The sequence below is a fragment of the Reyranella sp. genome, assembly GCF_017305915.1.
Classification (GTDB): domain Bacteria; phylum Pseudomonadota; class Alphaproteobacteria; order Reyranellales; family Reyranellaceae; genus Reyranella.
This window is the reverse complement of sequence record NZ_JAFKJN010000005.1, coordinates 346617-370464: the sequence shown is the minus strand read 5'-3', so window position 1 is coordinate 370464 and position 23848 is coordinate 346617. Positions and strand designations below refer to the sequence as shown.

The 23848-nt window shown below is 67.4% G+C and carries 29 protein-coding genes; 15 read left to right on the top strand and 14 right to left on the bottom strand.

Going from position 1 to position 23848, the window contains the following annotated elements:
* The first annotated feature begins 49 nt into the window (after window positions 1-49).
* Window positions 50-583 (top strand): TetR/AcrR family transcriptional regulator, encoded by a 534-nt coding sequence (locus J0J01_RS01875; RefSeq protein WP_296378436.1) that lies wholly within the window; start codon window positions 50-52, stop codon window positions 581-583.
* A 30-nt stretch (window positions 584-613) separates the two neighbouring features.
* Here J0J01_RS01875 and J0J01_RS01870 read toward each other — a convergent pair whose 3' ends face one another.
* Both J0J01_RS01870 and J0J01_RS01865 read right to left on the bottom strand, forming a co-directional pair.
* Window positions 614-2209, bottom strand: coding sequence for a hypothetical protein (locus J0J01_RS01870; protein WP_296378435.1), 1596 nt, complete (start codon window positions 2207-2209; stop codon window positions 614-616).
* 67 nt (window positions 2210-2276) lie between these two features.
* Window positions 2277-3116, bottom strand: a complete 840-nt coding sequence (locus tag J0J01_RS01865; protein WP_296378434.1) for an enoyl-CoA hydratase-related protein — start codon at window positions 3114-3116, stop codon at window positions 2277-2279.
* 117 nt (window positions 3117-3233) lie between these two features.
* On the opposite strand from J0J01_RS01865, the gene J0J01_RS01860 reads away from it, so the two are divergent.
* Window positions 3234-4025, top strand: coding sequence for an enoyl-CoA hydratase (locus tag J0J01_RS01860; RefSeq protein WP_296378433.1), 792 nt, complete (start codon window positions 3234-3236; stop codon window positions 4023-4025).
* 9 nt (window positions 4026-4034) lie between these two features.
* Here the strand turns inward: J0J01_RS01860 and J0J01_RS01855 are convergent, their stop codons facing one another.
* Window positions 4035-4967: a branched-chain amino acid ABC transporter permease gene (locus J0J01_RS01855; RefSeq protein ID WP_296378431.1), complete on the bottom strand. Its 933-nt coding sequence runs from the start codon at window positions 4965-4967 to the stop codon at window positions 4035-4037.
* Between the two features lie 42 nt (window positions 4968-5009).
* On the opposite strand from J0J01_RS01855, the gene J0J01_RS01850 reads away from it, so the two are divergent.
* The 5 genes from J0J01_RS01850 to J0J01_RS01830 are packed head-to-tail and all read left to right on the top strand — an operon-like array spanning window position 5010 to window position 8162.
* On the top strand, window positions 5010-5777 hold the full coding sequence (locus J0J01_RS01850; RefSeq protein ID WP_296378430.1) for a VOC family protein: 768 nt from the start codon (window positions 5010-5012) through the stop codon (window positions 5775-5777).
* Window positions 5778-5795: 18 nt separating this feature from the next.
* Complete coding sequence (locus J0J01_RS01845) at window positions 5796-6188, top strand: hypothetical protein (RefSeq protein WP_296378429.1); 393 nt, start codon at window positions 5796-5798, stop codon at window positions 6186-6188.
* Between the two features lie 38 nt (window positions 6189-6226).
* Window positions 6227-6973, top strand: a complete 747-nt coding sequence (locus tag J0J01_RS01840) for a glutathione S-transferase family protein (protein WP_296378428.1) — start codon at window positions 6227-6229, stop codon at window positions 6971-6973.
* Window position 6974: 1 nt separating this feature from the next.
* A complete protein-coding gene (locus J0J01_RS01835) occupies window positions 6975-7766 on the top strand; it encodes an alpha/beta hydrolase (RefSeq protein WP_296378427.1) in 792 nt (263 codons plus the stop codon).
* A gap of 3 nt (window positions 7767-7769) precedes the next feature.
* Window positions 7770-8162, top strand: a complete 393-nt coding sequence (locus tag J0J01_RS01830; RefSeq protein ID WP_296378426.1) for a hypothetical protein — start codon at window positions 7770-7772, stop codon at window positions 8160-8162.
* On the opposite strand, the gene J0J01_RS01825 is transcribed toward J0J01_RS01830, so the two are convergent.
* The 3 genes from J0J01_RS01825 to J0J01_RS01815 form a co-directional block, all read right to left on the bottom strand.
* Window positions 8159-9133: a nitronate monooxygenase gene (locus tag J0J01_RS01825; RefSeq protein WP_296378425.1), complete on the bottom strand. Its 975-nt coding sequence runs from the start codon at window positions 9131-9133 to the stop codon at window positions 8159-8161. The two genes, J0J01_RS01830 and J0J01_RS01825, sit on opposite strands and share 4 nt — an antisense overlap.
* 352 nt (window positions 9134-9485) lie before the next feature.
* Window positions 9486-9923 carry an OsmC family protein gene (locus J0J01_RS01820; RefSeq protein WP_296378424.1) on the bottom strand — a complete coding sequence of 146 codons (438 nt, stop codon included), beginning with the start codon at window positions 9921-9923 and terminating at the stop codon, window positions 9486-9488.
* A 15-nt stretch (window positions 9924-9938) separates the two neighbouring features.
* Window positions 9939-11060 (bottom strand): NAD(P)/FAD-dependent oxidoreductase, encoded by a 1122-nt coding sequence (locus J0J01_RS01815; RefSeq protein ID WP_296378423.1) that lies wholly within the window; start codon window positions 11058-11060, stop codon window positions 9939-9941.
* Between the two features lie 39 nt (window positions 11061-11099).
* Between J0J01_RS01815 and J0J01_RS01810 the strand changes: the two genes are divergently transcribed.
* The 5 genes from J0J01_RS01810 (at window position 11100) to J0J01_RS01790 (ending at window position 14795) form a co-directional block, all read left to right on the top strand.
* Entirely contained in the window at window positions 11100-11861 is a 762-nt protein-coding gene (locus tag J0J01_RS01810; RefSeq protein ID WP_296378422.1) for an SDR family oxidoreductase, read from the top strand.
* Window positions 11858-12208 carry a dihydroneopterin aldolase gene (locus J0J01_RS01805; protein ID WP_296378421.1) on the top strand — a complete coding sequence of 117 codons (351 nt, stop codon included), beginning with the start codon at window positions 11858-11860 and terminating at the stop codon, window positions 12206-12208. Before J0J01_RS01810 ends, J0J01_RS01805 begins: the two co-directional genes overlap by 4 nt.
* Before the next feature lie 186 nt (window positions 12209-12394).
* Window positions 12395-13270 carry a DMT family transporter gene (locus J0J01_RS01800; RefSeq protein WP_296378420.1) on the top strand — a complete coding sequence of 292 codons (876 nt, stop codon included), beginning with the start codon at window positions 12395-12397 and terminating at the stop codon, window positions 13268-13270.
* On the top strand, window positions 13267-13701 hold the full coding sequence (locus J0J01_RS01795) for an FdtA/QdtA family cupin domain-containing protein (RefSeq protein ID WP_296378419.1): 435 nt from the start codon (window positions 13267-13269) through the stop codon (window positions 13699-13701). The genes J0J01_RS01800 and J0J01_RS01795 overlap by 4 nt, the downstream gene beginning before the upstream one ends.
* A complete protein-coding gene (locus tag J0J01_RS01790; protein WP_296378418.1) occupies window positions 13698-14795 on the top strand; it encodes a DegT/DnrJ/EryC1/StrS family aminotransferase in 1098 nt (365 codons plus the stop codon). The genes J0J01_RS01795 and J0J01_RS01790 overlap by 4 nt, the downstream gene beginning before the upstream one ends.
* Here J0J01_RS01790 and J0J01_RS01785 read toward each other — a convergent pair whose 3' ends face one another.
* Window positions 14796-15011 (bottom strand): hypothetical protein, encoded by a 216-nt coding sequence (locus tag J0J01_RS01785; protein ID WP_296378417.1) that lies wholly within the window; start codon window positions 15009-15011, stop codon window positions 14796-14798.
* Between the two features lie 32 nt (window positions 15012-15043).
* On the bottom strand, window positions 15044-15319 hold the full coding sequence (locus J0J01_RS01780; RefSeq protein WP_296378416.1) for a hypothetical protein: 276 nt from the start codon (window positions 15317-15319) through the stop codon (window positions 15044-15046).
* A gap of 113 nt (window positions 15320-15432) precedes the next feature.
* Between J0J01_RS01780 and J0J01_RS01775 the strand changes: the two genes are divergently transcribed.
* Complete coding sequence (locus tag J0J01_RS01775) at window positions 15433-16467, top strand: LLM class F420-dependent oxidoreductase (protein ID WP_296378415.1); 1035 nt, start codon at window positions 15433-15435, stop codon at window positions 16465-16467.
* Window positions 16468-16476: 9 nt separating this feature from the next.
* On the opposite strand, the gene J0J01_RS01770 is transcribed toward J0J01_RS01775, so the two are convergent.
* Complete coding sequence (locus J0J01_RS01770; protein ID WP_296378414.1) at window positions 16477-17529, bottom strand: aminoglycoside phosphotransferase; 1053 nt, start codon at window positions 17527-17529, stop codon at window positions 16477-16479.
* Window positions 17530-17573: 44 nt separating this feature from the next.
* On the opposite strand from J0J01_RS01770, the gene J0J01_RS01765 reads away from it, so the two are divergent.
* Both J0J01_RS01765 and J0J01_RS01760 read left to right on the top strand, forming a co-directional pair.
* Window positions 17574-18422, top strand: a complete 849-nt coding sequence (locus J0J01_RS01765; protein WP_296378413.1) for an LLM class F420-dependent oxidoreductase — start codon at window positions 17574-17576, stop codon at window positions 18420-18422.
* Between the two features lie 301 nt (window positions 18423-18723).
* Complete coding sequence (locus J0J01_RS01760; protein WP_296378412.1) at window positions 18724-19161, top strand: response regulator; 438 nt, start codon at window positions 18724-18726, stop codon at window positions 19159-19161.
* A 73-nt stretch (window positions 19162-19234) separates the two neighbouring features.
* Here J0J01_RS01760 and J0J01_RS01755 read toward each other — a convergent pair whose 3' ends face one another.
* The 5 genes from J0J01_RS01755 to J0J01_RS01735 form a co-directional block, all read right to left on the bottom strand.
* Window positions 19235-19387 (bottom strand): hypothetical protein, encoded by a 153-nt coding sequence (locus J0J01_RS01755; protein WP_296378411.1) that lies wholly within the window; start codon window positions 19385-19387, stop codon window positions 19235-19237.
* Between the two features lie 67 nt (window positions 19388-19454).
* The gene (gene rfbB / locus J0J01_RS01750; protein WP_296378410.1) at window positions 19455-20513 is read right to left on the bottom strand and encodes a dTDP-glucose 4,6-dehydratase; all 1059 of its coding nucleotides are present in this window, start codon (window positions 20511-20513) and stop codon (window positions 19455-19457) included.
* Window positions 20514-20586: 73 nt separating this feature from the next.
* Window positions 20587-21363, bottom strand: coding sequence for an amino acid ABC transporter ATP-binding protein (locus J0J01_RS01745; RefSeq protein WP_296378409.1), 777 nt, complete (start codon window positions 21361-21363; stop codon window positions 20587-20589).
* Window positions 21363-22640: an amino acid ABC transporter permease gene (locus tag J0J01_RS01740; RefSeq protein ID WP_296378408.1), complete on the bottom strand. Its 1278-nt coding sequence runs from the start codon at window positions 22638-22640 to the stop codon at window positions 21363-21365. The genes J0J01_RS01745 and J0J01_RS01740 overlap by 1 nt, the downstream gene beginning before the upstream one ends.
* A gap of 1 nt (window position 22641) precedes the next feature.
* Window positions 22642-23829, bottom strand: a complete 1188-nt coding sequence (locus tag J0J01_RS01735; RefSeq protein ID WP_296378407.1) for an amino acid ABC transporter permease — start codon at window positions 23827-23829, stop codon at window positions 22642-22644.
* Window positions 23830-23848 lie beyond the last annotated feature (19 nt).

Genomic DNA, 23848 nt, shown 5'->3' with positions numbered 1-23848 from the left:
CGGCAGCCGGCTTACCAAACAAGTGTTTGGTTGATAGACTCGGGCCGACATGTCGCGCGCCAAGCTCCTGTCGGTATCGGCCCGGCTGTTCGCCAAGAACGGCTTCGAGGCGACCTCGATGCGCGACATCGCGGCCCGCGCCGGCATGCTGGCCGGCTCGATGTATTACCACTTCCCCTCGAAAAACGACCTGATCGCCGCCGTCTATGAGGCCGGCGTGGCCGAGATCGGCGCCGCGGTCGACGAGGCGCTGGAGAAGGCGCGCGGGCCCTGGCCGCGGCTCGAGGCGGCCTGCGCGGCGCATCTCGGATCGCTGCTGGCCGATGCGGCGCACGCCGCGGTTATGACGGCGGACCTCGGCCAGCTCGACAGCCGGCTGCGGCGCCGGCTGGTGACCCTGCGCGACGGCTACGAGAAGCGCTTCGTCGAGCTGGTCGCGGCGCTGCCGCTGCCGGCCGGCACCGACCGTAGCCTATGGCGCTTGCACCTCTTGGGCGCGCTCAACTGGACGCGCACCTGGTACCGGCCCGGCGGCAAGTCGCCGGCCGAGGTTGCCCGAGCGATGGTCGTTGCCTTGCGCTGACTTTGGCTGGGGGCACGCCCCTCCAGCACGTCAATGCAGCGACGCGATGCCCAGCGCCTGGCCGAAGCGGCGGCTGCAATCCTGCGGATCGCCGTACTTGCGATGCCGCGCGGTGTGCTGGGCGGCGGCAAGCAGCAGCCGGCCGCGGCCGGGATTGCGGTTCTTGCCGAAATCCTCGAGCTGGCAGAGCGCGATCTCCTGGTTGTGCGGATCGTTGCCCAGCCGCGAGCAGGCCATCGCCAACGCCCGCACCAGCGGCGCCGTGTCGTGCCCGCTCTCCAGATAGGCCTGCGTCCAGCCGACCGCCTTGGGTGCGTCGAGCGCCAGCGTCGCGGCCTCGACCGCGGCCGCGATGCGCTCGGCGTCGAGGCCGGAAGCGTCGGGTTTCTCGATGCGCGGCGGCAGCAGGTCGCCGGTCAGCCGCTGGTGGTGCGCCGCCTGGTTGAGATAGGCGGCCGCGAGATAGAGCAGCTTGATCCGCTGCGGATGCTCGAAGCTGTCCCAGAACCAGCCCAGCGTGTTGTGGTACTCGTAGCAGTGCTGCGGCAGGGAGAAGTTGAGCTCGTTGTGCGTCTCGATCACGACCTGGGCAGCGCCGACCTGCAGCGCATCGAGGATCGAGCGCGCGCTCCTGCCGGCCTTCAGGAGCTCGGTGACCTTGAGCAGGTACGCCGGCTCGGGCTGGCGCAGCACGGCGTCAAGCAGCGCGTCGGACTCCGGCTGGCTGAGCGGCGCCTTGTTGTTGGCGAGGATCTCGCGCTCGAGCTCGGTCGCGCCGGCGTAGGGCACCGCGTGCAGCGTCTGGCCGCCGAGATAGACCATCACCGCGTTGCAGGCGACCTCGTAGAGCGAGTACCAGCGCGGGCCGACCGCGATGTCGAGCGCGCCGGCATAGAGCACGTCGTGCGCGGCGTCCCAGCCGATCGCGTCGCCCAGCTCGACCGTGGCGCGGGCGCGGAACGACTTGTGGCCGGTGGTGTAGGAGCGGTTCTGGAACGAGCGGTCCTGAATGTCGATCAGGCCGGCGAAAACCAGCTCGGCCAGCGCCGCGCGCCGCTCGGCGGGAATCTCCATCAGGCCGAGGAACACGCGATAGGCGTCGATCACCTGGCCGCGATGCACCAGCGTCGCCCAATGGTCCAGCCGCTGCTTCAGCGGCCCGTCGAGCGCCAGCGGCTCCTGGTCGGGCCAGTGCACCACCGGCGACGGCGGCGTTCCTTCGACCTTCATGGCGCGCGAATAGTGGCCGGGCGCCTTGCCGATCTTCTGGTTCCAGATGTCGAGCCCGGTCGGGATGTACCAGATGGTTTGCGCCAGCGGCAGGCCGGCGGCCGCACTCGGCACCATCTTCGACAGGTGCAGCGACGCGCGCGCGCTCAGCAGGCAATGGTCGTTGTTGACGAAGTTCACATAGCCGTCGTCGAGACGCTCGTGATAGGGCACGTGGGTGTAGGGCGCATGGATGCGCACCGCCTCGCGCAGCATCTCCGGCAGCGGCCGGCCCGATTTCACAAGGCCGTAGTAGACCTCGCTCGCGCCTTTCTGGTCGCGGTCGAGGATGCGTTCCTCGAGGGCCTTGTAGAGAGGGTCGGTCGTACTCGAAGCGAACGCTGAGTCAGGCGACATGGGCACCTCCGACGAGGCCGCCATTAGACGCCGGCGGGCGATACGTTCCAAGTCGCCAATTTCGCAGTTAGTCGGCCCACGGCCCGAAGGGCGGCATGTCCTTCGACGGCTTGAGCGGGAAGGCCGGCGGCCGCTTCTCGAAGAACGACTTGATGCCTTCCTGCGCGTCGGCGCCGGCGGCGAGGTAGCCGACGCAGGCGACGTCGAGCGTCACCGCGTCGAGCGGATCCTGCGCGCCCATCATGCTCCACATCAGCCGGCGGTTGACCGCGGCCGCGACCGACGACGAGCCGCTGGCGGCGAACTTCCTCGCCAGTGCTTGCGCCGCGGGCAGCAGCTCCTCGGGGGCATGGACGGAGCGCACCAGGCCGCCCCTGAGCGCTTCCTCGGCACCGAACAGCTCGGCGGTCATCACCCATTCCTGCGCCTGCTGCATGCCGACCAGGCGCGGCAGGAACCACGAGGAGCCGGCCTCCATCGCCATGCCGCGCTTGTTGAACACGAAGCCGATCTTGCCTGCCGTCGAGATCATGCGGATGTCCATCGGCAGGCACATGGTGATGCCGACGCCGACCGCCGCGCCGTTGATCGCCGCCACGATCGGCTTGAGACAGTTGAAGATCGCCAAGGTGATCGACTCCCTGGGATCGCGCTTCACCGGCTTGCTGCCGTCGTTCCACACCTGGAAGGCGCCGCTGCCGCCCGAGATGTCGGCGCCAGCGCAGAAGGCGCGGCCGGCGCCGGTGACGATGATCGCCCGCACCTCGTCCATCGCGTTGACGCCGTGGAAGAAGTCGATGAGCTCGCGGCTCATCGCCGTGTTGAACGCGTTGAGCTTGTCCGGCCGGTTGAGTGTCACGGTCATGGCGCCGTCTTCCAGTTGCGTCAGCAGGGTCTCGTAGGCCATGGATCGGGCGCTCCTTCCAGAAGGTTCCGCGCAGCAAGACGGAATGCCGTTGCGCGGGCTCAGTCTTTGGGAAACATTCGCTGCAACAGACGCAATCCGCAATCCCGGAGGAGATCCATGCCCGACCTGCTGAAGTCCGTCGAAGACGGCGTGATGAAGCTCACCTTCAATCGCCCCGATGCGATGAACGCGCTTTCGCGCGACATGATGAACGCCTTCAACGAGTCGCTCGAGGAAGCGGCGTCGAGCCGCGCCATCGGCTGCGTCGTGGTGCGCGGCCAGGGCGAGAAGGCGTTCTGCGCCGGCGGCGACGTGAAGTCGATGGCGGCCGGCCGCGACCAGGAAAAGACCTACGAGGACAAGGTCCACGACATCCGCATCCGCATGCGCGTCTCCGAGCTGCTGCACGAGATGGGCAAGCCGACCATCGCCATGGTGAACGGCGTGGCGGCCGGCGCCGGCCTGTCGATCGCGCTGGCGGCCGACATGCGCTTCGTCGGCAAGAACGCGCGCATGACCACCGCCTTCGCCAAGGTCGGCTTCTCGGGCGACTTCGGCTCGCACTATTTCCTGCACAAGCTGGTCGGCACCGCCAAGGCGCGCGAGCTCTACTTCACCGCCGAGATCCTGAGCGCCGAGCAGATCGAGAAGCTCGGCCTCGCCAACCGCGTGATCGAGGACGACAAGCTCGACGCCGAGACCATGGCCTTCGCCCGGAAGCTCGCCGCCGGCCCGCGCGTGGCGTGGTGGCACGTGAAGAAGAACATGAAGGTGGCGGAGGAGGGCACGCTCTCCGAGGCGCTCGACTCCGAGGCCGCGCGCATGATCCGCACCGGCGAGACCGAGGACCACAAGGAAGCCGCCCGCGCCTTCGTCGAGAAGCGCGCCCCGGTGTTCAAGGGCTACTGACCCCCTCTCCTAACCTCTCCCCCGAACAGGGGAGAGGAACTTGAGCGCGCCGGCGATGCCGTTGGGCATCGCCACGATGGCGCCGATCAGCAGCACCGCATAGAGCAGCGCCGACAGGCCCTTGCCGAGCCCAGCGACGATCCCCGGCAGGAACTCCAGCACCACGCCGCCGATGATGGCGCCCGCGATCGAGTTCATGCCGCCGACCACCAGGCCGAACAGCATCTGGACCGACAGGGCGAAGTTGTAGCTGACCGGCCCGACGTAGCCGTACTGCATCGCCGACAGGCAGCCCGCCAGGGCGAGGTAGCCGCCGGCCAGCCCGGTGGCGATCGCCCGCGTCGCGACGACATCGATGCCCTGTGCCGCCGCCGCCAGATCATGATCGCGCGTTGCCAGCAGGGCGCGGCCGGAACGGCTGGTGACGATGTTGTGGGCGAGCCACGCGCCCGCGCCGAGCAGCGCCAGGCTCTGCAGATACAGCCAGCGGTCGCTGCTGAGGACCTCGAACGGCGCCGAAGGCAGGTCGAGATAGAGGCCCGACACGCCGCCGGTCCACTGCTCGATCACCCGCCAGCGCAGCAGTTGCGGGAAGGCGATGGCCAGCGCATAGCCGATCAGCGCCTGGGTCCAGAGATCGTGTCGGGCGGCGACGCGACCCAGCCCATAGCCCGCGGCATAGCCGACCAGCGGCGCGACCAGCAGGGCCAGCGAGGCCGGCAGCGCCGTATGGGTCGCCAGCAACGCCGCCGAATAGCCGCCCATGCCGTACAAAGCCGCCTGGGCGAAGGAGAACTGGCCGCTGACACCGCACAGCAGCACCAGCCCGATCAGTGCCATCGCCCAGATCACGGCCTGGGTGAAGCGGAAGACGATGAAATCCGGAAAACAGAAGGAAAGGGCGGCCGCTGCCACGAAGCCCATGGTCCACACGGTCCGCATGGCGCTACCATAGGCCGGATAACGGAAGAATTGGAGGGAGTGATGAAGCTCAGGCAGGCCGTCTTCGTCTGCAAGGACCTCGAGCGCAACGCCCGAGAGCTGTGCGACACCCTCGGCATCGAGATCGCCTATCGCGATCCCGGCGTCGGCAAGTGGGGGCTGGCCAACGTCGTCTGCCCGACCGGCCATGACTTCCTCGAGATCGTCTCGCCCATCCAGGACGGCACCTCGGCCGGCCGCTACATCGATCGCCGCAAGGGCGATGGTGGTTACATGGTGATCCTGCAGGTGCCCGACGCGATCAGGGAACGCGAGCGCATCACCGCGCTCGGCGTCCGCGCGGTCGAGAAGAAGGACCTCGCCGAGTACAAGTACACACATTTCCATCCCGCGGACACCGCGGGCGTGCTGCTGTCGATCGACCAGACGGTGGCGCCGGCCGGTGTCCAGCCGAAGCTGTGGTGGCCGCCGGCCTCGAAGGCTTGGCTGCCGCACGCCAAATCGGGCGTGACCAACGGGCTGGGCGGCGTCGAGATCCAGGCGCACGATCCGGACGCCGCGGCGGAACTGTGGTCGAAGATCCTGAACCGGCCGGTCGAGGGCGACATCATCCGGCTCGAGGACGACGGCGAGATCCGCTTCGTGCCGATCGCCGACGATCGCGGGCCGGGCGTCTCGGCGTTCGACATCAAGACCGTCGACCGCGAAGCCGTGCTGAGCGGAGCGCACAAGCGGCATCATCCGCCGGCTCACGTTCCGTCGAGCCCGGCGCAGATCGAGCTGTGCGGCTGCCGCATCAACCTGGTGTGACGTCGGTCTAGGCATCGCATGTTGCCGTTTCCGATCGGCCAGGTCGCGGGCGCCGTTCTGATCGGCGCGCTCGGCGGCCTGTTCGTCAATGCCTCGTCGATCGTCGGCTTCGCCATCGCCATGGGCATCGGCGCGCTGGCCAGCGTCTTCATCTGCAAGATCTGGCCCGGCTGGAACGGGCCGGGCTGGCAGCTCTGGCTCGTCGGCGCGCTGGCCAACCCATTGCTGCTGGTGGCGCTGTTCTTTGCCGCCGACGCCGCCGACTGCGTGATCGGCAAAGCCAAGGGCCCGGCCTGCCTGTTCGGCGACATCGGCCCGCTGGTGGTCGGCGTCTGCCTGCTGCCGCCGCTGGTCGGCGTCGGCCTGCGCTGGTTGTTGCGGCCACGGCCGCTGCCACGACCGCCTGATTGAATGGAAGCGATCGCGTACAACATGCAAGAGGGTCGCCCATGAAACCCCTGCTCGTCGTCGGCAGCTATCTCTCGCCCTATGTCCGCAAGGTGCTGGTCTGCCTGGAGGCCAAGGGCATCCCCTACGAGGTCGACCATTTCGCGCCGTTCTTCGGCGACGACCGGTTCTCCAGGCTGAGTCCGCTGCGCCGCATCCCGGTGCTGGTGGACGGCGACCTGGAGCTCACCGATTCCAGCGTGATCTGCGAGTACCTCGACGAGCTCAAACCCGAGCCGGCGCTCTATCCGAGAGAGATCCGCAGCCGGGCACGCGCCCGCTGGCTGGAGGAGTTCGCCGACACGCGCATGGGCGACGTGCTGATCTGGCGCTACTTCAATCACATCGCCATCAAGCCCGCGGTGTGGGGCGAGAAGGGCGATCGCGCGCTCACCGAGAAGACGCTGACCGAAGAGGTGCCGACGGTGCTCGACTATCTCGAAAGCGAAGCGCCGGCGGACGGATTCAAGTTCAGTGCGCTGTCGCTGGCCGACATCGCGCCGGCCTGCTTCTTCCGCACCGTCGCCTTCGTGCGCTTCCAGATCGATTCGGCGCGCTGGCCGAAGACGGCGGGCTGGATGTCCCGCACGCTCGCGACGTCGCCGTTCCAGAAGCTTGCCCGGATCGAGGACGCCATCGTGCGCATCCCGCCGCGCGAGCAGCGCGCCGCCTTGATCGCCCTGGGCGCTCCCGTATCCAACGAAACATACGCGACGACTTCTCCGAGACGCGGCGTGATACCAATCTAGGATGCCGACTCTGGAGTGGGGCGACGGACGCAAGCTCAACTGGCGCGAAGAGGGCAGCGGGCCGGCGCTGGTCCTGGTCCATGGCTCGCCGGCCGACGGCCGCGCCTGGATCCGCGTCGTGCCGTTCCTGAAGGACCGCTTCCGGCTGGTGATGCCCGATCTGCCGGGCTATGGCGCGTCGGATCCTGTCCGGGACGAGCCCGAGGGTCGCGCCGCCCTGATGGGCACCGCGATCGCCCGCCTGATCGAGAACGTCGGCCCGGCCGCCGTTGCCGGCCATTCCTACGGCGGGCTGGTGGCATTGGCGGCGACCTTGCAGGTGAAGCCCGGCGCCGTGACGAAGCTCACCCTGCTCGAGCCGATGTTCCAGTGCGGCCTGAAACTCGTGGACGATCCGACATTGCCGCCGGTGCGGGACTTCTTCGAGGCCTATGTCAAGCGCGTCGATTCGGGCGAAGCCGACGCGGTCGGGCTGATGATCGACTACTGGTTCGGCAAGGGCGCGTTCACGCGCCTGCCCGATCCGGTGCGCGGTTATCTCAACACCAACGCCCCGCGCAACGTGCTTGACGTGCGCTCGAGCTTCGCCGCCGACATGACCGCCGAGCAGCTTGGCGGACTCGCCTTGCCGATCCTGATGGTGTGGGGCGACCGAAGCCCAGAGGTCATTCCAGCGATGGGTCGTGCGCTGATGAAGCTCGTGCCCGGCGCGCGCATGGAGGCGATCGCCGGCGGCAATCACGGCATGCTCGACTTCCACCCTGAAGCGGTGGCCAAGCACATCGCCGCCTGAGCCGTGCGCCGGATCCCGTCCTTCGTCTATGGCCACGTGATCGGCGCGCTGATCACGGGCCTGGTCGGCGGCGCTTTCCTCGATCTGACGGCGGTGCTGGTGTTCGGCGCCGGCCTCGCCGCGGCGGCGGTCGTGGGCGCGCTGGTCTGCTGGTGGCGGCCCAAATTCGATGCTTCAGCGTGGAAGCTCTGGCTGGTCGCCATCGTCGCCAACCCGCTGTTCATCGCCGGACTGGTCTGGACCGTCATCATGCGCGACTGCCTGACCGGCGAGCTGAAAGGCTGGAGCTGCCTGTTTGCCGAGGTCGGGCTCGTCGCTGCGGCTGCAACATTGCCGTCGCCGGTCGTCGGGCTGATCGTGCGTTGGTACTGGGCGCGCTGGCGCCCGAGCCGCTAGGCGGCGACCGCCTGGGCCAGCCGGCCTTTGATCATGCCCTCGGCCTCGCCGACGATGCGCTCGACCAGTTCCTTGCAGCTCGGGATGTCGTTGATCAGGCCCATGCAGGTGCCGGCCGACCACACGCCATGCTCGAGGTCGCCGGTCTCGTAGACGATGCGGCCCTTGGCGCCCGACACGATCGGGCCGATCTCCTGGATGGTCTTGCCCTCGGTCTCCATCTCGATTGCCTTCTTGGCGACCGAGTTGCCGTAGACGCGGCTGGTGTTGCGCATGGTGCGGAAGATCAGCGAGGTCGAGCGCTCGTCGGAGGAGACGATCTTCTCCTTCACGTTCTGATGGATCGGCGCTTCCTTGGTCGCCATGAAGCGGGTGCCCATGTTGATGCCGTCGCAGCCCAGCGCCAGCGCCGCAACCAGGCCGCGCGCATCGGCGAAGCCGCCAGAGGCGAGCATCGGGATCTTGATCACGTTGGCCGCGGCGGGCAGCAGCACGAGGTTGGGGACGTCGTCCTCGCCGGGGTGGCCGGCGCATTCGAAGCCGTCCATCGAGATCGCGTCGACGCCGGCCTTCTCGGCCGAGATGCCGTGGCGCACCGAGGTGCACTTGTGGATGACCTTGATGCCGACTTCCTTGAACTTCGGCAGGAACGGCTTGGGGTTGTTGCCCGCGGTCTCGACGATCTTCACGCCCGACTGGCAGATCGCGTCGATGTATTCACCGTAGGGCCGCGGCACCAGGGTCGGCAGGATGGTGAGGTTCACGCCGAACGGCTGGTCGGTCATCTCGCGGCAGCGCTTGATCTCCTTGGCAAGATCCTCCGGCGTCGGCTGGGTGAGACCGGTCAGGACGCCGAGTGCGCCGGCGTTCGACACCGCCGAGGCAAGCTCCGCCCGCCCGACCCACTGCATGCCGCCCTGCACGATCGGGTGCTTGATGCCGAACATCTCGGTGAAGCGCGTCTTGATCATCGTTTCCTGTCCCCGCTGGAGTTGATCCAGCATTAGCGAACAGGGCGCAGCGGCACTAGCCCCCGGAACGCGCTTCCGCGGAGCGGTTGCAAGGAGCGCGGCACGCCGTGCCGCTCTTTTCTTTTTGCCCCGATGGAAATTCGCCGCGTGCCGTCGGCACGATTCCTGAGGAATATGCAGGGATGAGCATGAGCGGCACGGCGCGACGCGTCGCACCAACGCCGTGTCGATCACCGAGCCACCCCGGGCCCCCGGTCCACTGCCCCCCGGGGCGCCGGAGACTTTGAAACTCCGGACGCGCAGATCCTTGTACCATCGGCGTCGGAGCGGGTCTCACGGCGTGAGACGAAGATCAGCCCTCGAGCTTGGCGTCGAGCGTGATGTCAGCCTTCAGCACCTTGGAGATCGGGCAGCCGGCCTTGGCCTTGTTGGCCAGCTCCTCGAAGGTCTTCTGGTCGGTGCCGGGAATCTTGGCGCGGAGCGTGAGATGCACGGCGGTGATCGAGAAACCGCCCTCGACCTGCTCCAGCGTGACCTTGGCGGAGGTGCTCATCTCGGTCGCGGTCAGCTTGGCCTCTCCCAGAATCAGCGACAGCGCCATGGTGAAGCAGCCGGCATGCGAGGCGCCGAGCAGCTCCTCGGGGTTGGTGCCCTTCTGGCCCTCGAAGCGGGCGGCGAAGCCGTAGGGGTAGTCCTTCATCGCGCCCGACTCGAGCGAGATCGCGCCCTTGCCGTCGCGCAGGCCGCCGGTCCAGTGGGCAGATGCAGTGCGAACGATCTTTACGGCCATGTGATCCTCCTTCGATCAGGCGTTGCCGCCGAGCGCCCGCACTTTCTCCGCGAGTGCCAGCGAGGCGGTGAGTCCGGGAGACTCTATGCCGAAGAGATTGATCAATCCTGTGACACCGTGCTGGGCCGGCCCCTGGATGGTGAAATCCTGCGCTGGCGCGCCCTGCGGCACGATCTTGGGCCGGATGCCGGCGTAGCCCGGCTGAAGGGCGCCGTCCTTCAGCTCCGGCCAGTATTTGCGCACGGCGGCGTAGAACTTGTCGGCGCGGTGCGGATCGACCGAGTAGTCGATGCCCGGGATCCATTCGACGTCCGGCCCGAACTTGGCCTGGCCGCCGAGATCGACGGTGATGTGCACGCCGAGCCCGCCCGGCACCGGCACGGGATAGATCAGCCGCGAGAAGGGCGAGCGGCCGCTCAGCGTGAAGTAATTGCCCTTGGCATAGTAGGCGGTCGGGATCTTGTCTGCCGGCATGCCCGCGATCTTGGCGGCCAGCGTCGGCGCATGCAGGCCGGCCGAGTTCACCACCAGGCGCGCGCGCAGCTTCATCGGCTCGGCGCCGCCGACCTCGAGCTCGATGCCGCCGTCGGTGGCGCGCGCCCGCTCGACCGGGCTGAAGAAGGCGAGCATCGCGCCGTTGGCCTCGGCATCGCCCTGCAGCGCCAGCATGTAGCTGTGGCTGTCGACGATGCCGGTGGCGGGCGACAGCAGCGCCGCCGTGCAGTACAGGTTGGGCTCCATCGCCATCGCTTCGGCAGCGCTCAGGAAGCGCATGCCCTCGACGCCATTGGCCTCGGCGCGGCCCTTGATCGACTGCAAGAGCTCCGCTTCCTGTGCGTTGGTGGCGACGATCAGCTTGCCGCAATTGCGATGCGGCACGCCGTGCTCGGCGAAATAGGTATAGAGCAGACGCCGGCCGGCGACGCAGGTCTCGGCCATCAGGCTGCCCTTGGGATAGTAGATGCCGGCGTGGATGACCTCGGAATTGCGCGAGCTGGTTTCGGTGCCGATGCCTTCGGCGGCCTCGACGACGATGACCTCACGGCCGGCAAGGGCAAGCGCGCGGGCGACGGCGAGACCGACCACGCCGGCGCCGATCACCACGCAGTCGACCGTTTCGAACGGGGACGAACTCATGGGCGCATGCTACTAGACCGGCATGCTGGAGAGAGCAAATTGAAGGGGGCCCTTGTCACCGGGGCGGGCATGCGCATCGGCCGGGCGCTGGCGATGGCGCTGGCCGAGGACGGCTATTTCGTCTTCGTGCACCACAACCGCTCGGCCGAGGGCGCGCGCCAGACCGTGGCCGAGATCCAGGCCCAAGGCGGCAAAGCCAAGGCGGTGAAGGCCGATCTGGCGTCCGCCAAGCAGGCCGAGGCGCTGGTCGGCCGCTGCACCGCGCCGGGCGTCAAGCTGGTCTGTGCCGTCAACAACGCCTCGATCTTCGAGCTCGACCGCGCGCCCAACGCGACGGCGGTGGCGTTCGACAAGCACATGGCGATCAACGCCCGCGCGCCGCTGCTGATCGCCCAGGCGCTGACGCGGCAGTTGCCCAAGGGCGAGGTCGGGCTGGTCATCAATCTCGAGGACCAGAAGCTCTTCAACCTCAATCCCGACTTCCTGACCTACACGGTGTCCAAGATCGGCCTGCACGGCGTCACCCATCTGCTGGCCCAGGCGCTGGCCCCCAGGGTGCGGGTGATGGGCATTGCGCCCGGCCTCACGATGCAGGGGCTGCACCAGACGGCGGCCAGGTTCGCCGAGCAGCACGTCGCCAACCCCTTGGCGGTCGGCGTCAGCCCCGACGACCTGGTGCGCGCGCTGCGCTACATCGTGGCGACGCCCAGCGTCAGCGGCGACACGCTGATCGTCGATGCCGGCGAGCATCTCACCGGCCGGCCGCGCGACGTCGCCTTCTTCAAGGAAAAAAACAAGTGAGCCGCCGCATCTTCCTGCGGGATTTCCGCCTCAAGGTCTCGATCGGCATCCACGATTTCGAGAAGGAAGGGCCGCAGACCGTCGTGGTCAATGTCGACCTCGAGCTGGCGCCGGCGGAGAAGGCGCACAACGACCGCATCGCCAACGTGCTGAACTACGACGTGGTGCATGGCGGCATCGTGGCATTGGCCGGCAGCCGACACTTCAACCTGCAGGAGACGCTGGTCGACGCCATCCTCGACCTCTGCCTCGCCCAGCCCGGCGTGATCGAGGCGCGCGTCTCGACCGAGAAGCCCGACGTCTACGGCGACTGCCGGGTCGGCTACGAGGCGGTGCGGCGCAAATAAAGTGGTGACGCTCGTAGCCCTTCCTCCCCATTTATATGGGGAGGTGCCGCCGTCTTCGGCGGCGGAGGGGTCATGAGCAACCGCACGTCTGTCGCTCCTGACCCCTCCGTCCGCGATGACGCGGGCACCTCCCCCGCTGACGGGGGAGGAAGGGCTCGTCGTCACCTCTTCGGCGCTTTCGCCGCCATGCTGTTCGTCGGCGCGAGCTGGGGCGCCAACCTGCCCGTCACCAAGGTGATGCTGGGCTACTTCGACCTGCTGCCGATGGCCGCGGTCCGGACGGCGGCAGCGACCGCAGCGCTGGCGGTGCTGCTTTGGCTGGTCGAGGGGCGAAAGGCGCTGCGCATCGGCCTGCCGCTCGGTCGCTTCCTGGCGCTGGGCTTCCTGATGGGCGGGTTCTTCGCCGTCTACGCCTTCGGCATCTATCTCAGCAATCCGATCACCGCCGCGGCGGTGGGCATCGCGGGGCCGTTGGTGTCCGCCGCCACCGTCTGGCTGATGACGCGCCAGGCCTTCGACCCGGGCTTCGGCGTCGCGCTCTGCCTGACGGTGACGGGCGGCCTGATCCTGGCCTCGGGCAGCCTGCTCGGCCGCGAGGCGACCTTCCGCGGCGGCGAGATCATCGTGCTGCTGAGCAGCGCGATCTGGACGGTCTACAGCCTCAAGGCCCAGGCCTGGTTCGACCGCGCGAGCCAGCTTCATCGCGCCTATGTCGCCTCGCTGTCGGCGCTGGGCTGGCTGATCCTGATCGCCGGCGTGCTGGTGGCGCTCGGCCGGTCGCGGCAGCCGTTCAGTGTCGATGATGGCTGGGTGTGGACACAGCTGCTCGCGACCGCGGTGCTGGCGAGCGGGCTGGGCGGCTACTACTGGAACGTCGGCGCCAGCCGGCTGGGGGTGCCGATCGCCTCGCTGTGGGTCAATCTCGTGCCATTCTTCGCCGTATTGTGGGCTGTGGCGTACGGGTTCATGCCCAACGCCTATCAGATCGTCGGCGGCTTGGTCGCCCTGAGCGGAGTAGTGTACATGCAGGCGCGCAAACTTCGGACACCGATCAGAGCATGACCGACACCCTGAAGGCCCGCGGCTGCCGTTGGATCGCCGTGCCCCGCGCAGCGGATGCGCGCGGCAGCGTCAACTTCCTGCAGCTCGGCAAGGGGCTCGACTTCCCGCCCAAGCGCCTGTTCTGGCTGCATCACATCGCCGCCGGCCAGTGGCGCGGCCGGCATGCCCATCGCGAGACGCAGCTTGTGCTCATCGCGATGCACGGCGGCTGCCGCGTCCATCTCGACGACGGCACGACCAAGGAGACCGTGGCGCTCGAGGACCCGACCCAGGCGCTCTACCTGCCGCCGTGGATCTGGCACGAGTTGACCGACTTCGCGCCTGAGACGACCATCCTGGTGGCCGCCTCGACCCTGTTCGACGAGGCCGAGTACCTGCGCGACTACGAAACCTTCAAGCGCGAGCTGGCCCAAAGAGAGATGAACACGTGATCCCATTCCTCGACCTCAAGTCCGCCTATGCCGAGCTGAAGCCGGAGCTGGACGCTGCCTACGCGCGGGTCATGGAGTCGGGATGGTTCGTGCTGGGCAAGGAGGTCGATGCCTTCGAGCAGGAATACGCCGCCTTCTGCGGCACGCGCCATTGCATCGGGCTGGGCAACGGCCTGGAGGCGCTGGAGCTGGTGCTGCGCGGCTGGAACATCGGCGCGGGCGACGAGGTGATCGTGCCCTCCAACACCTACATCGCGACCTGGCTGGCGGTGACGGCGGTGGGCGCCACGGTCGTGCCGGTCGAGCCGACGCCGGCCGGCCCCAACATCGATCCCGACCGCATCGCCGCGGCGATCACGCCGCGCACGCGCGCCATCATGCCGGTTCATCTCTACGGCGAGCCAGCCGACATGGACGCCATCATGGCGCTCGCGGATAGGCACGGCCTGAAGGTGATCGAGGACGTGGCGCAAGCGCAGGGCGCGAAGGTGCGCGGCCGGCGCGCCGGCGCGCTGGGCCATGCCGGCGCGCACAGCTTCTTCCCGACCAAGAACATCGGGGCCTTCGGTGACGGCGGCGCGGTCACGACGGACGATGCCGCGCTGGCCGACCGGCTGCGCGCGCTGCGCAACTACGGCAGCAAGGTCAAATATGTGAACATCGAGCGCGGCTACAACTCGCGCCTCGACGAGATGCAGGCGGCATTCCTGCGGGTCAAGCTCGAGAAGCTCGACGACTGGAACGAGCGGCGCCGCGTGCTGGCGGCGCGCTACGACGACCGGCTGGCGGGAATCGCCTCACTCGGCCTGCCGCGGGTGCCGCAATGGGCCGAGCCGGTGTGGCATCTCTATGTCGTGCGCACGAAGAACCGCGCCGAGCTCGTGAAAGCGCTCGACGCGGCCGGTATCGGCTCACTGATCCACTATCCCATTCCGCCGCATCTGCAGCAGGCCTACGCCGATCTGGGCCTGCCGCGCGGATCGTTTCCGCTGGCGGAGACGCTCGCCGAGACGGTGCTCAGCCTGCCCATCGGGCCGCATATGAGCCTCGACTCGATCAATGCGGTCGCCGCCGCCGTGCGGCGCGCGTCCTAGTCAGTAGACGCGGACGTATCGGCCGCTCGACGGGTAATAGTAGTAGCCGTTCGAATAGTAGCGGTCGCCGTAGTACTCGGCGCCCGGCACCGCGACCGGCCGCTCGTAGGCCGGGCCTGGCGCCTGGACGGCGTAGGTGCGCTCCGAGTAGCCGCAGCCGGCGGTCAGAGCGGCGAGGACGACGACGGCGACGCCGAAGACGACGGTTTTCATCATGAATTCCTCCGCTCGATGCGCGGCCGCAGCCGTTACATCGCGCTCACTTCGTTGGTGGAGTGGATGCCGTTGTAGTTGCGGTAGTAGTCGTACCGCGACCCGTAATAGTTCGGGCCATAGTAGTACGGCTGGCCGTAGTAGACCGGCGCGCTCGAGTAGTAGACCGGGCGGCTCGAGTAGTAGTTCGGATAGTAGTAGTCCGACGTGTAGGCGTAGCTGCGATTGCGATATCCGTAGTACGGATCGGCGCAGGCGCCCACGGTTCCGGCCAACACAACGGCGGCGAGCAGAATCCCGACTTGCCTCATGGTGGTCTCCTGTAGGCTATGAAGACGACCAGATAACCGGTTCGCGACCGCGAGGTTGCGCCCACAATTCCGCCCTAATGCTATAGTCGACCGCGAAAAATCAGGGGAACCGCATGAAACTCGGCCTGTCGATCGGCTACTCCCGGGCGCATCTCGACGTTCCGGTCGCGCTCGTGCAGCGCGCCGAGCAGCTCGGCTACGATTCGGTGTGGACGGCCGAGGCCTACGGATCCGATGCCGTAACGCCGCTCGCCTTCCTCGCCGCCAAGACCGAGCGCATCAAGCTCGGCACCGGCATCATGCAGCTCGCCGCGCGCACGCCCGCGAACGCCGCGATGTCGGCGGCGACGGTCGATGCGCTGGCCGGCGGCGGCCGCTTCATCGCCGGGCTCGGCGTCTCCGGCCCGCAGATCGTCGAGGGCTGGTACGGCCAGCCGTGGGGCCGGCCGTACTACCGGATGAAGGATTACGTGGCGATCATGCGCAAGATCTTTGCGCGCGAGGCGCCAGTGACGCACGAGGGCAAGGAGATCTCGCTGCCTTACACCGGCCCGGGCTCGGCGGGACTGGCCAAGCCGCTGAAGTCGATCCTGCACATGAACCAGATCCCGATCTATCTCGCGACCGGCAGCGAGACGACGGTCAAGCTCGCCGCCGAGATCGCCGACGGCTGGCTGCCGATGGGCTTCGTGCCCGGCGCGATGGAGGAATACCGGCCGTGGCTCGAGGAGGGCTTCCGTCGCGCCGGCAACGGCAAGGGCTTCCACAACTTCACCATCCAGGCCTCGGTCCATGTCGAGGTCGAGAACGACGTGAAGACGGCGCTGCAGAAGCTGAAGCCCGAGGTCGCGCTCTATGTCGGCGGCATGGGCCACAAGACCAAGAACTTCCACAACGACATCATGGTGCGCCGCGGCTTCGGCGACGCCGCCAAGCGCATCCAGGAGCTCTACCTCGCCAAGCGCAAGGACGAGGCGATCGCCGCCGTTCCCGACGAATGGGTCGATCTGAAGTCGCTCGTAGGGCCGGCCGCCCGCATCAAGCAGCGCTATCGGGCCTGGGAGGAATCGGGTGCCGATTCGCTCAGCGTCCGCTCGCGCCAACCCGAAGCGATCGAGGTGATGGCCCAGGCGGCGCGGCTGAACTAGCCCTGAAGATTAGCCAAGCAGCTCGCGGCAATCGAGGTCGTCGGCGGCGAGGTGGATGCGCTCGAGGTGAGGCCACCAGATCACGGGCGGGATACCGGCGGCGCGCAGCCAGATCGGTCGCGTGATCTGCCACAGCACCGTGAGCCGATAGTCGTCCTGCAGCGCGCGCCGGTCGTAGCTGGTCACGCCGCCGGCCAGCAGCTCTTCATGGAAGGCATCGAGCAGGCGCCGCTCGGTGCGTCGGCGCAAGTCGGGGTACCAGTGCATGGCGATCATGTAGGCGAGATCTTCGGCCCCGATCGTCGCACGCCAGCCGTCCCAGTCGAACAGGCGCGGCGTGCCGCTCGCGTCCTTGGCGAGGAAACAGTTCCAGAAATGGGAGTCGCCCTGGATGACCGTCTGGTGGCGATGGTTGCGGTAGCGCTGCTGCAGCTTGGGCGCGTGGGCGAATAGCCTCTCATAGAGCTCGCGCCGATGCGGCGGCAGCCGTTCGCCGAGCGCGTCGGCGAAGGCCTCGTACTCCTTGACCAGCCCGGCGGTCCACACGTCGATTTCGGCGTCCGACGCCCAGGTGCCGACCTCTCCGCCGAGCCGCGGATGGTCCCACCACGCCGCCTGGAAGCGCGCCCGGCAGCGCACGATCGCCTCGCTCTGCGCGAGAGTCGGCGGCAGGGGCCACTGGGTGGCGATGGAGTGCGTGTCGGTCAGGTCCTCGAGCAGCAGGTGCCAGGCGCCGTCCGGCGCGCTCGCCGCCTCGAAGCAGCGCGGCAGCAGGCCGGGTGGCGTCGCCGGCGCGACGGTGGTGTAGAAGGCGACCTCGCGGGGGCCGCTGTCCCAGCCCGGGGTCGGCCGACCGGCCAGGTCGGTCTTGAGGTAGAGATGGCGCGGTCCGTCGGCGCCCTCGTAGTCGAGCTTCAGGCGATGGAACTGCGACAGCAGGGTCGGGAAGGAATGCACGACCCGCGCCGCGGCGACGCGGCCGCTCTCGAGCACACCCGCTCTGCGAAGCGCCGCCGTCAAATGATCCGGATCGGCGGTTTTCGGCGGGGCGTGCGTCGTCATGCCCGATCATCCTACACTGGTCTCGAAACGGGAGAAGCGAAGCCATGAAGATCGGCGCCGTCATGTTTTTCACGACAGACTCCATGCGACCGGCGCCGCTGGCGATGGAGCTGGAGAAGCGCGGCTTCGAATCGCTGTGGGTGCCGGAGCACACGCACATCCCGTCGTCGCGCAAGACGGCCTATCCGGCGGGCGGCGGCCTGATCCGGCCGTACTACGACATCATGGATCCGTTCCTGGTGCTGAACGCGGCGGCGACGGTGACGACCAAGCTCAAGGTCGGCACCGGCATCGCCCTGATCGTGCAGCGCGATCCGATCATCACCGCCAAGGCGGTGGCGACGATCGACCAGCTTTCCAATGGCCGCTTCCTGTTCGGCGTCGGCAACGGCTGGAACCAGGACGAGATCGAGAACCACGGCACCGCCTTCAAGAGCCGCCACAAGCTCGCGCGCGAGCGCATCGAGGCGATGAAGGCGATCTGGGCCAACGAGGAGCCCGAGTATCACGGCGAGTTCGTGAAGTTCGACAAGATGAAGATGTGGCCCAAGCCCTACCAGAAGCCGCATCCGCCGATCATCGTCGGCGGCCGGCTGGAATATGCCGCCAAGCGCGCCTTCCGCTACGGCGACGGCTGGATCCCGCGCGACGACTGGCTGGAGACCGAGGGCATCCAGTCGATCCACACCTTCCGCAAGATGGCGGCCGACGCCGGCCGCGACCCCAAGAGCCTGCCGATCAGCGTCTTCCGCCATCCCGACAATCTCGACCGGCTGAAGCTCTGTCAGGACCTCGAGATCGACCGGGTGGTGTTCACCCTGCCGGCCGAGAAGGCGGACAAGCTCATGCCGATCCTCGACCGCTGGTCGGAGCTCAAGCGCCAGCTGGGATGACGGACCTGCGTGCCCCTATCGCAGTTCGACGGCGATGCCGGCCGTCAGCCGGCTGCTGGGATGGGCGCCCCTCGATGCTCCGCATGGCACCTCTCGTCTGTGATCAGAGTGTGACCGCGCAACCTATCCGATACAAACCCGACTGCGATGTCGGCCATGGTGCAGAAAATCCCCTGAAAACGCGTTCTTTTCTTCCGATGCCCCGGGGCGTCCAGGGGTGTGCGCTGTGCGCCACACTTTGATCACGTGTCATGTCCGACCCTGATCCATACCGTACGGGCGACTACGACGGAGGGATTGGGTGAAGCTCGCGATCGTCGAAGACGAAGTGATCCTCGCGATGGCGCTGACGCTGATGCTGGAGGACTGGGGTCACCGGGTGGTGGGCACCGCCGACAGCGAAGCCAGCGCGCTGGCCCTGTTCAAGGCGACACAGCCCGATGCCGTGGTGATGGATGTCCGGCTAGGCCGCAGGGACAGCGGGCTGCGCGCGGCCGGTCTGATCCGTTCGCTCAGAGATGTTCCGATCGTATTCTGCACGGCCTATGCCGACACCCCCTCGATCCAGGCCGAGGTGCGGGGCATCGGCAACGCCTACCTGGTCGGCAAGCCGGTCGACGAGGATCAGTTCGAGTACCTGCTGCGCAGCATCGAGCTGCGCCAGCGCAAGATGGCGACCGACTCGTCTGTCGTGTCGCGGTTCACGCGGGTCCTGCAGCCGGCTTCGAACGATCTCTAGTACGCAATACGCCCGGGGACGAACGAAAAAGGGCGGACGGCTTGCGTCCGCCCTTTCTCTTCGGGCGCGTCGGTTAGTCCTGCACGACCACGACCGGCGTGCCGACGCTGGCGTGCTCGCTGACGACGGTGCGGCCAGACGGCGTCTGCCGCTCGACAGTTTCGGTCTTGTAGGTGCAGGCCGCGATCGACAGCGCGGCGACGGCCAGTACGATCAAGCTGCGCATGGGGGTCTCCTGTCATTCGAGCGGGAGACAACGTAGGCAACGCGCGACGGTTGCCGGGCCGCCGTGGCTATTCGTGGGCCAGTCCCAGCCGCTCGCCGCGATAGGCGCCGCTCATGACCCGTTCCCACCACAACGGATTGTGGATGAACCACTGAACGGTCTTGCGCAGGCCGGCCTCGAAGCTGTGCCGGGGTCGCCAGCCCAGCTCGTCGCGGATTTTCGAGGCGTCGATTGCATAGCGTGCGTCGTGACCCGGCCGGTCGGTGACGAACTCGATCAGCCGCTCGTGCGGCCGGTGCGGGCTCGCCGGCTGCAACTCGTCGAGCAGGCGGCAGATGCCGCGCACGACATCGATGTTCCGCTGCTCGCTGTCGCCGCCGACATTGTAGGTCTCGCCCGGCCGGCCCTTCTGCAGCACCAGCGAGAGGGCCTCGGCATGGTCCTCGACATGCAGCCAGTCGCGCACGTTCTCGCCCTTGCCGTAGACCGGCAGCCGCTCGCCGCGCAGCGCGCGGATGACGATCAGCGGGATCAGCTTCTCGGGGAAATGATAGGGGCCGTAGTTGTTGGAGCAGTTGGTGGTCAGCACCGGCAGGCCGTGAGTGTGGTGCCAGGCGCGCACCAGATGGTCAGACCCGGCCTTGCTGGCGGAGTAAGGCGAGTTCGGCGCGTAGGCCGTCTGCTCGGTGAACTTGCCGGTCGCGCCGAGCGAGCCGAACACCTCGTCGGTCGAGATGTGCTGGAAGCGGAAGCGCTGGCGGGCCTCGGCGTCGAGCGTGCGCCACCAGGCCAGGGCGGCCTCGAGCATCGTCCAGGTGCCGACCACGTTGGTCTGGATGAAGGGCGCGGCGCCGTCGATCGAGCGATCGACATGGCTTTCGGCGGCGAGGTGCAGCACGGCGTCGGGCCGGACCTCGCGGAATATCGCATCGATCGCCGTCCGGTCGCAGATGTCGACCGGGAAATGGCGATGGCGGTTGCTGGTGCGCGCCTCGGCGAGCGATTCGAGGTTGCCGGCGTAGGTCAGCTTGTCGACGTTCGCCACCGACCAGTCGGTGGTGCGAATCACATGGCGCACGACGGCCGAGCCGATGAACCCCGCGCCGCCGGTGATCAGGAGTTTCATGTCTTCTTCCGGACCGCGGACCTCCAGGTCCGCTCATCTCATGATGCGGGCCTGGAGGCCCGCGGTCCAATGATCAGTGATGCAAAATCTGGCCGAGGAAGGTCTTGGTGCGCTCGTTCTTCGGATGGGCGAAGAACGCCTCGGGCTCGTTCTGCTCGACGATCTCGCCGCGGTCCATGAAGATCACGCGGTCGGCGACGGCGCGGGCGAAGCCCATCTCGTGGGTGACGCAGATCATCGTCATGCCCTCGCGCGCCAGCTCGATCATCACGTCGAGCACTTCCTTGACCATCTCGGGGTCGAGCGCCGAGGTCGGCTCGTCGAACAGCATGATCTTGGGCCGCATGCACAGCGCCCGCGCGATCGCCACGCGCTGCTGCTGGCCGCCCGAGAGCTGGCCGGGATACTTCAGCGCCTGCTCGGGAATGCGCACGCGCTTCAGGAGATTCATCGCCACCTCCTCGGCATCCTTTTTCGGCATCTTCTTCACCCAGATCGGCGCCAGGGTGAGGTTCTCGAGGATGGTGAGGTGCGGGAACAGGTTGAACGACTGGAACACCATGCCGACCTCGCGGCGGATGGCCTCGATGTTCTTGACGTCGTTGCTGAGCGTCACGCCGTCGACGACGATGTTGCCCTGTTGATGCTCCTCCAGCCGGTTGATGCAGCGGATCAGGGTCGACTTGCCCGACCCCGACGGCCCGCAGACGACGATCTTCTCGCCGAGCTTGACGTCGAGGTTGATGTCGGAGAGCACGTGGAACTGGCCGTACCACTTGTTCACGCCCTTGAGCGTGATCACCGACGGCGCGTGCGACAGGTCCTGCTTGGGTTGGGCAGCGGTAGCCATCAGCGGCGTGTCCCCTTGTTGAGCTCGATCTCGAGGTGCTTGGAGTAGCGCGACATCGAATAGCAGAAGCAGAAGTAGATGAAGGCGGCGAACAGGTAGACCTCGCCCGGGAAGCCCGCCCAGTTGGGATCGACCAGCGCCTGATTGGCGGTGTTGAGGAAGTCGAAGATGCCGATGATCAGCACCAGCGAGGTGTCCTTGAAGAAACCGATGAAGGTGTTGATCAGCGGCGGGATCACCACCCGCAGCGCCTGCGGCAGGATGATCAGCGTGGTCTTCTGGACGTAGTTGAGGCCCATCGCGTCGGCCGCCTCGAACTGGCCCTTGGGCAGCGACTGCAGGCCGCCGCGGATGATCTCGGCGATGTAGGCGCCGGCGAACAGGATCACCGCCACCTGGGCGCGCAGGAACTTGTCGATGGTCATGCCCGAGGGCAGGAACAGCGGCAGCATCACCGAGGCCATGATCAGCAGGCTGATCAGCGGCACGCCGCGGATCAGCTCGATGAAGCCGACGCACAGGCCCTTGATCAGCGGCAGGTTGGAACGCCGGCCGAGCGCCAGCAGGATACCGAACGGGAAGGCGAACACGAGGCCGTAGGTGGCGAGGATGAGCGTCACCGGGATACCGCCCCACAGGCCGGTCTCGACGTAGCTGAGCGGCGCGATCGCCAGACTCCAGGTCGGGATCACGCCGGTGATGCGGCCGATCAGGCCGAGGGCGCCGACCGCGGCCAGCGCACGCCAGCCGTTCAGCTCGCCCGGCGTGGCGATGGCACCGCGCAGGATCATGCCCAGCCCGCCCGCGGCCAGGGCCACGAACAGGATCAAGCCGAGCGAGATGTGGATCTGGCCGAACATCAGCAGGAAGGCGACGAAGCTGCCGACGCCCCAGATGGCGATCAGGCGCTTGTTCCACATCCGCCGGTCCGAGCTCAGGATCAGCATGGCCAGCATGGCGACGACGGCGAACAGCGGCCGCCAATGCTGCTCGTAGGGGAACGAGCCGAAGAAGATGTAGCGGTACTTCTCGCGGATCAGCGCCCAGCAGGCGCCGTGGCCGCGGCATTCGGCGCCGCTCTTGGCGTCGAAGGTGGCGGTGAACACCGCCCAGTGCAGGAAGCCTGAGAGGATCCAGCCGATCGCCACGATCAGCACGACCGTGGTGATGCCGTTGCCCCAGCTCGAGAACAGGTTCTTGCGGACCCAGCCGAGCGGGCCGGTGTCGTCGACCGGGGGAGCGAGCTGTGGGCGTTCGCCCGGGAGGACGTCTGCCATGTCAGCGCTCCCTCAAGGCGATGCGCTTGTTGTACCAGTTCATGAAGGCGGAGATCGACAGGCTGACCGACAGGTACGCCGCCATGATGATCAGGATGTTCTCGATCGCCTGGCCTGTCTGGTTGATGGTGACGTTCACCGAGGCAACCAGGTCGGGATAGCCGATGGCGATCGCCAGCGAGCTGTTCTTGGTGATGTTGAGATACTGGCTGGTCATCGGCGGCACGATGATGCGCAGCGCCTGTGGCAGCAGGACCAGGCGCATGACCTGGCCGCGCGACAGGCCGATCGCCATCGCCGCCTCGCTCTGGCCCTTGTGCAATGCCAGGATGCCCGAGCGGACGATCTCGGCGACGAAGGCAGAGGTGTAGAGCACCAGGCCGACCAGAAGCGCGGTGAATTCCGGCTGGATCACCATGCCGCCGTCGAAGTTGAAGCCCTTGAGCTCGGGCCAGCTCATGTGGTGCGGCGCGCCGCATGCCAGCCAGACCAGGATCGGCAGGCCGACGATCAGGCCGAGGCCGGCCTTGATGGTGGGGAACGGCAGGCCGGTCGCGTCCTGGCGCTTCTTGGCCCAGCGCGCGACGAAGACCGTGGCGACGATGCCGACCAGGAAGGCTATACCCATCCATTCATAGGCCGGATCGGCGAGCGGCACCGGGAAGTAGAGACCTCGATTGCTGAGGAAGAAGGAATTGAGGACGTTGATCGCCTGTCGCGGCCCGGGGAAGGCCTCGCTGATCAGCTTGTAGATCAGGAACAGCCACAGCAGCAGCGGCACGTTCCGGAACATCTCGACGTAGGCTTCGCAGATCTTGGCGAGCAGCCAGTTGGGCGACAGCCGGCCGACGCCGATCATGGTGCCGAGGACGGTCGCCATGAAGATGCCGAGCACCGCGACCTTCAGCGTGTTGAGCAGGCCGACGAAGATCGCGCGCGCATAGGTGCTGGCCGGCGAGTACTGGATCATGGTGTCGCCGATCTCGAAGCCCGCCTCGCGCTCGAGATAGTGGAAGCCCGAGGCGATCTTCTGGCGCTGCAGGTTCTCGATGGTGTTGCTCACCAGGAACCAGGCGAGCAGACCGACCAGCGCCACGACGACGATCTGGAACACCCAGCCGCGGATGACCGGGTCGTTCCACGGCGGGACTTTGGCTTTGGTTTGGGAGCCGAGGGCCTCGACTGCCATGCTTTATTCCCCCTGCGAG

Bases quoted from the DNA above. Each gene is read 5' to 3' on its own strand.
- J0J01_RS01875 (WP_296378436.1), top strand. From the start codon at position 50: ATGTCGCGCGCCAAGCTCCTGTCGGTATCGGCCCGGCTGTTCGCCAAG.
- J0J01_RS01870 (WP_296378435.1), bottom strand. From the start codon at position 2,209: ATGTCGCCTGACTCAGCGTTCGCTTCGAGTACGACCGACCCTCTCTAC.
- J0J01_RS01865 (WP_296378434.1), bottom strand. From the start codon at position 3,116: ATGGCCTACGAGACCCTGCTGACGCAACTGGAAGACGGCGCCATGACC.
- J0J01_RS01860 (WP_296378433.1), top strand. From the start codon at position 3,234: ATGCCCGACCTGCTGAAGTCCGTCGAAGACGGCGTGATGAAGCTCACC.
- J0J01_RS01855 (WP_296378431.1), bottom strand. From the start codon at position 4,967: ATGCGGACCGTGTGGACCATGGGCTTCGTGGCAGCGGCCGCCCTTTCC.
- J0J01_RS01850 (WP_296378430.1), top strand. From the start codon at position 5,010: ATGAAGCTCAGGCAGGCCGTCTTCGTCTGCAAGGACCTCGAGCGCAAC.
- J0J01_RS01845 (WP_296378429.1), top strand. From the start codon at position 5,796: ATGTTGCCGTTTCCGATCGGCCAGGTCGCGGGCGCCGTTCTGATCGGC.
- J0J01_RS01840 (WP_296378428.1), top strand. From the start codon at position 6,227: ATGAAACCCCTGCTCGTCGTCGGCAGCTATCTCTCGCCCTATGTCCGC.
- J0J01_RS01835 (WP_296378427.1), top strand. From the start codon at position 6,975: ATGCCGACTCTGGAGTGGGGCGACGGACGCAAGCTCAACTGGCGCGAA.
- J0J01_RS01825 (WP_296378425.1), bottom strand. From the start codon at position 9,133: ATGATCAAGACGCGCTTCACCGAGATGTTCGGCATCAAGCACCCGATC.
- J0J01_RS01820 (WP_296378424.1), bottom strand. From the start codon at position 9,923: ATGGCCGTAAAGATCGTTCGCACTGCATCTGCCCACTGGACCGGCGGC.
- J0J01_RS01815 (WP_296378423.1), bottom strand. From the start codon at position 11,060: ATGAGTTCGTCCCCGTTCGAAACGGTCGACTGCGTGGTGATCGGCGCC.
- J0J01_RS01800 (WP_296378420.1), top strand. From the start codon at position 12,395: ATGCTGTTCGTCGGCGCGAGCTGGGGCGCCAACCTGCCCGTCACCAAG.
- J0J01_RS01795 (WP_296378419.1), top strand. From the start codon at position 13,267: ATGACCGACACCCTGAAGGCCCGCGGCTGCCGTTGGATCGCCGTGCCC.
- J0J01_RS01785 (WP_296378417.1), bottom strand. From the start codon at position 15,011: ATGATGAAAACCGTCGTCTTCGGCGTCGCCGTCGTCGTCCTCGCCGCT.
- J0J01_RS01780 (WP_296378416.1), bottom strand. From the start codon at position 15,319: ATGAGGCAAGTCGGGATTCTGCTCGCCGCCGTTGTGTTGGCCGGAACC.
- J0J01_RS01775 (WP_296378415.1), top strand. From the start codon at position 15,433: ATGAAACTCGGCCTGTCGATCGGCTACTCCCGGGCGCATCTCGACGTT.
- J0J01_RS01770 (WP_296378414.1), bottom strand. From the start codon at position 17,529: ATGACGACGCACGCCCCGCCGAAAACCGCCGATCCGGATCATTTGACG.
- J0J01_RS01765 (WP_296378413.1), top strand. From the start codon at position 17,574: ATGAAGATCGGCGCCGTCATGTTTTTCACGACAGACTCCATGCGACCG.
- J0J01_RS01755 (WP_296378411.1), bottom strand. From the start codon at position 19,387: ATGCGCAGCTTGATCGTACTGGCCGTCGCCGCGCTGTCGATCGCGGCC.
- rfbB (WP_296378410.1), bottom strand. From the start codon at position 20,513: ATGAAACTCCTGATCACCGGCGGCGCGGGGTTCATCGGCTCGGCCGTC.
- J0J01_RS01745 (WP_296378409.1), bottom strand. From the start codon at position 21,363: ATGGCTACCGCTGCCCAACCCAAGCAGGACCTGTCGCACGCGCCGTCG.
- J0J01_RS01740 (WP_296378408.1), bottom strand. From the start codon at position 22,640: ATGGCAGACGTCCTCCCGGGCGAACGCCCACAGCTCGCTCCCCCGGTC.
- J0J01_RS01735 (WP_296378407.1), bottom strand. From the start codon at position 23,829: ATGGCAGTCGAGGCCCTCGGCTCCCAAACCAAAGCCAAAGTCCCGCCG.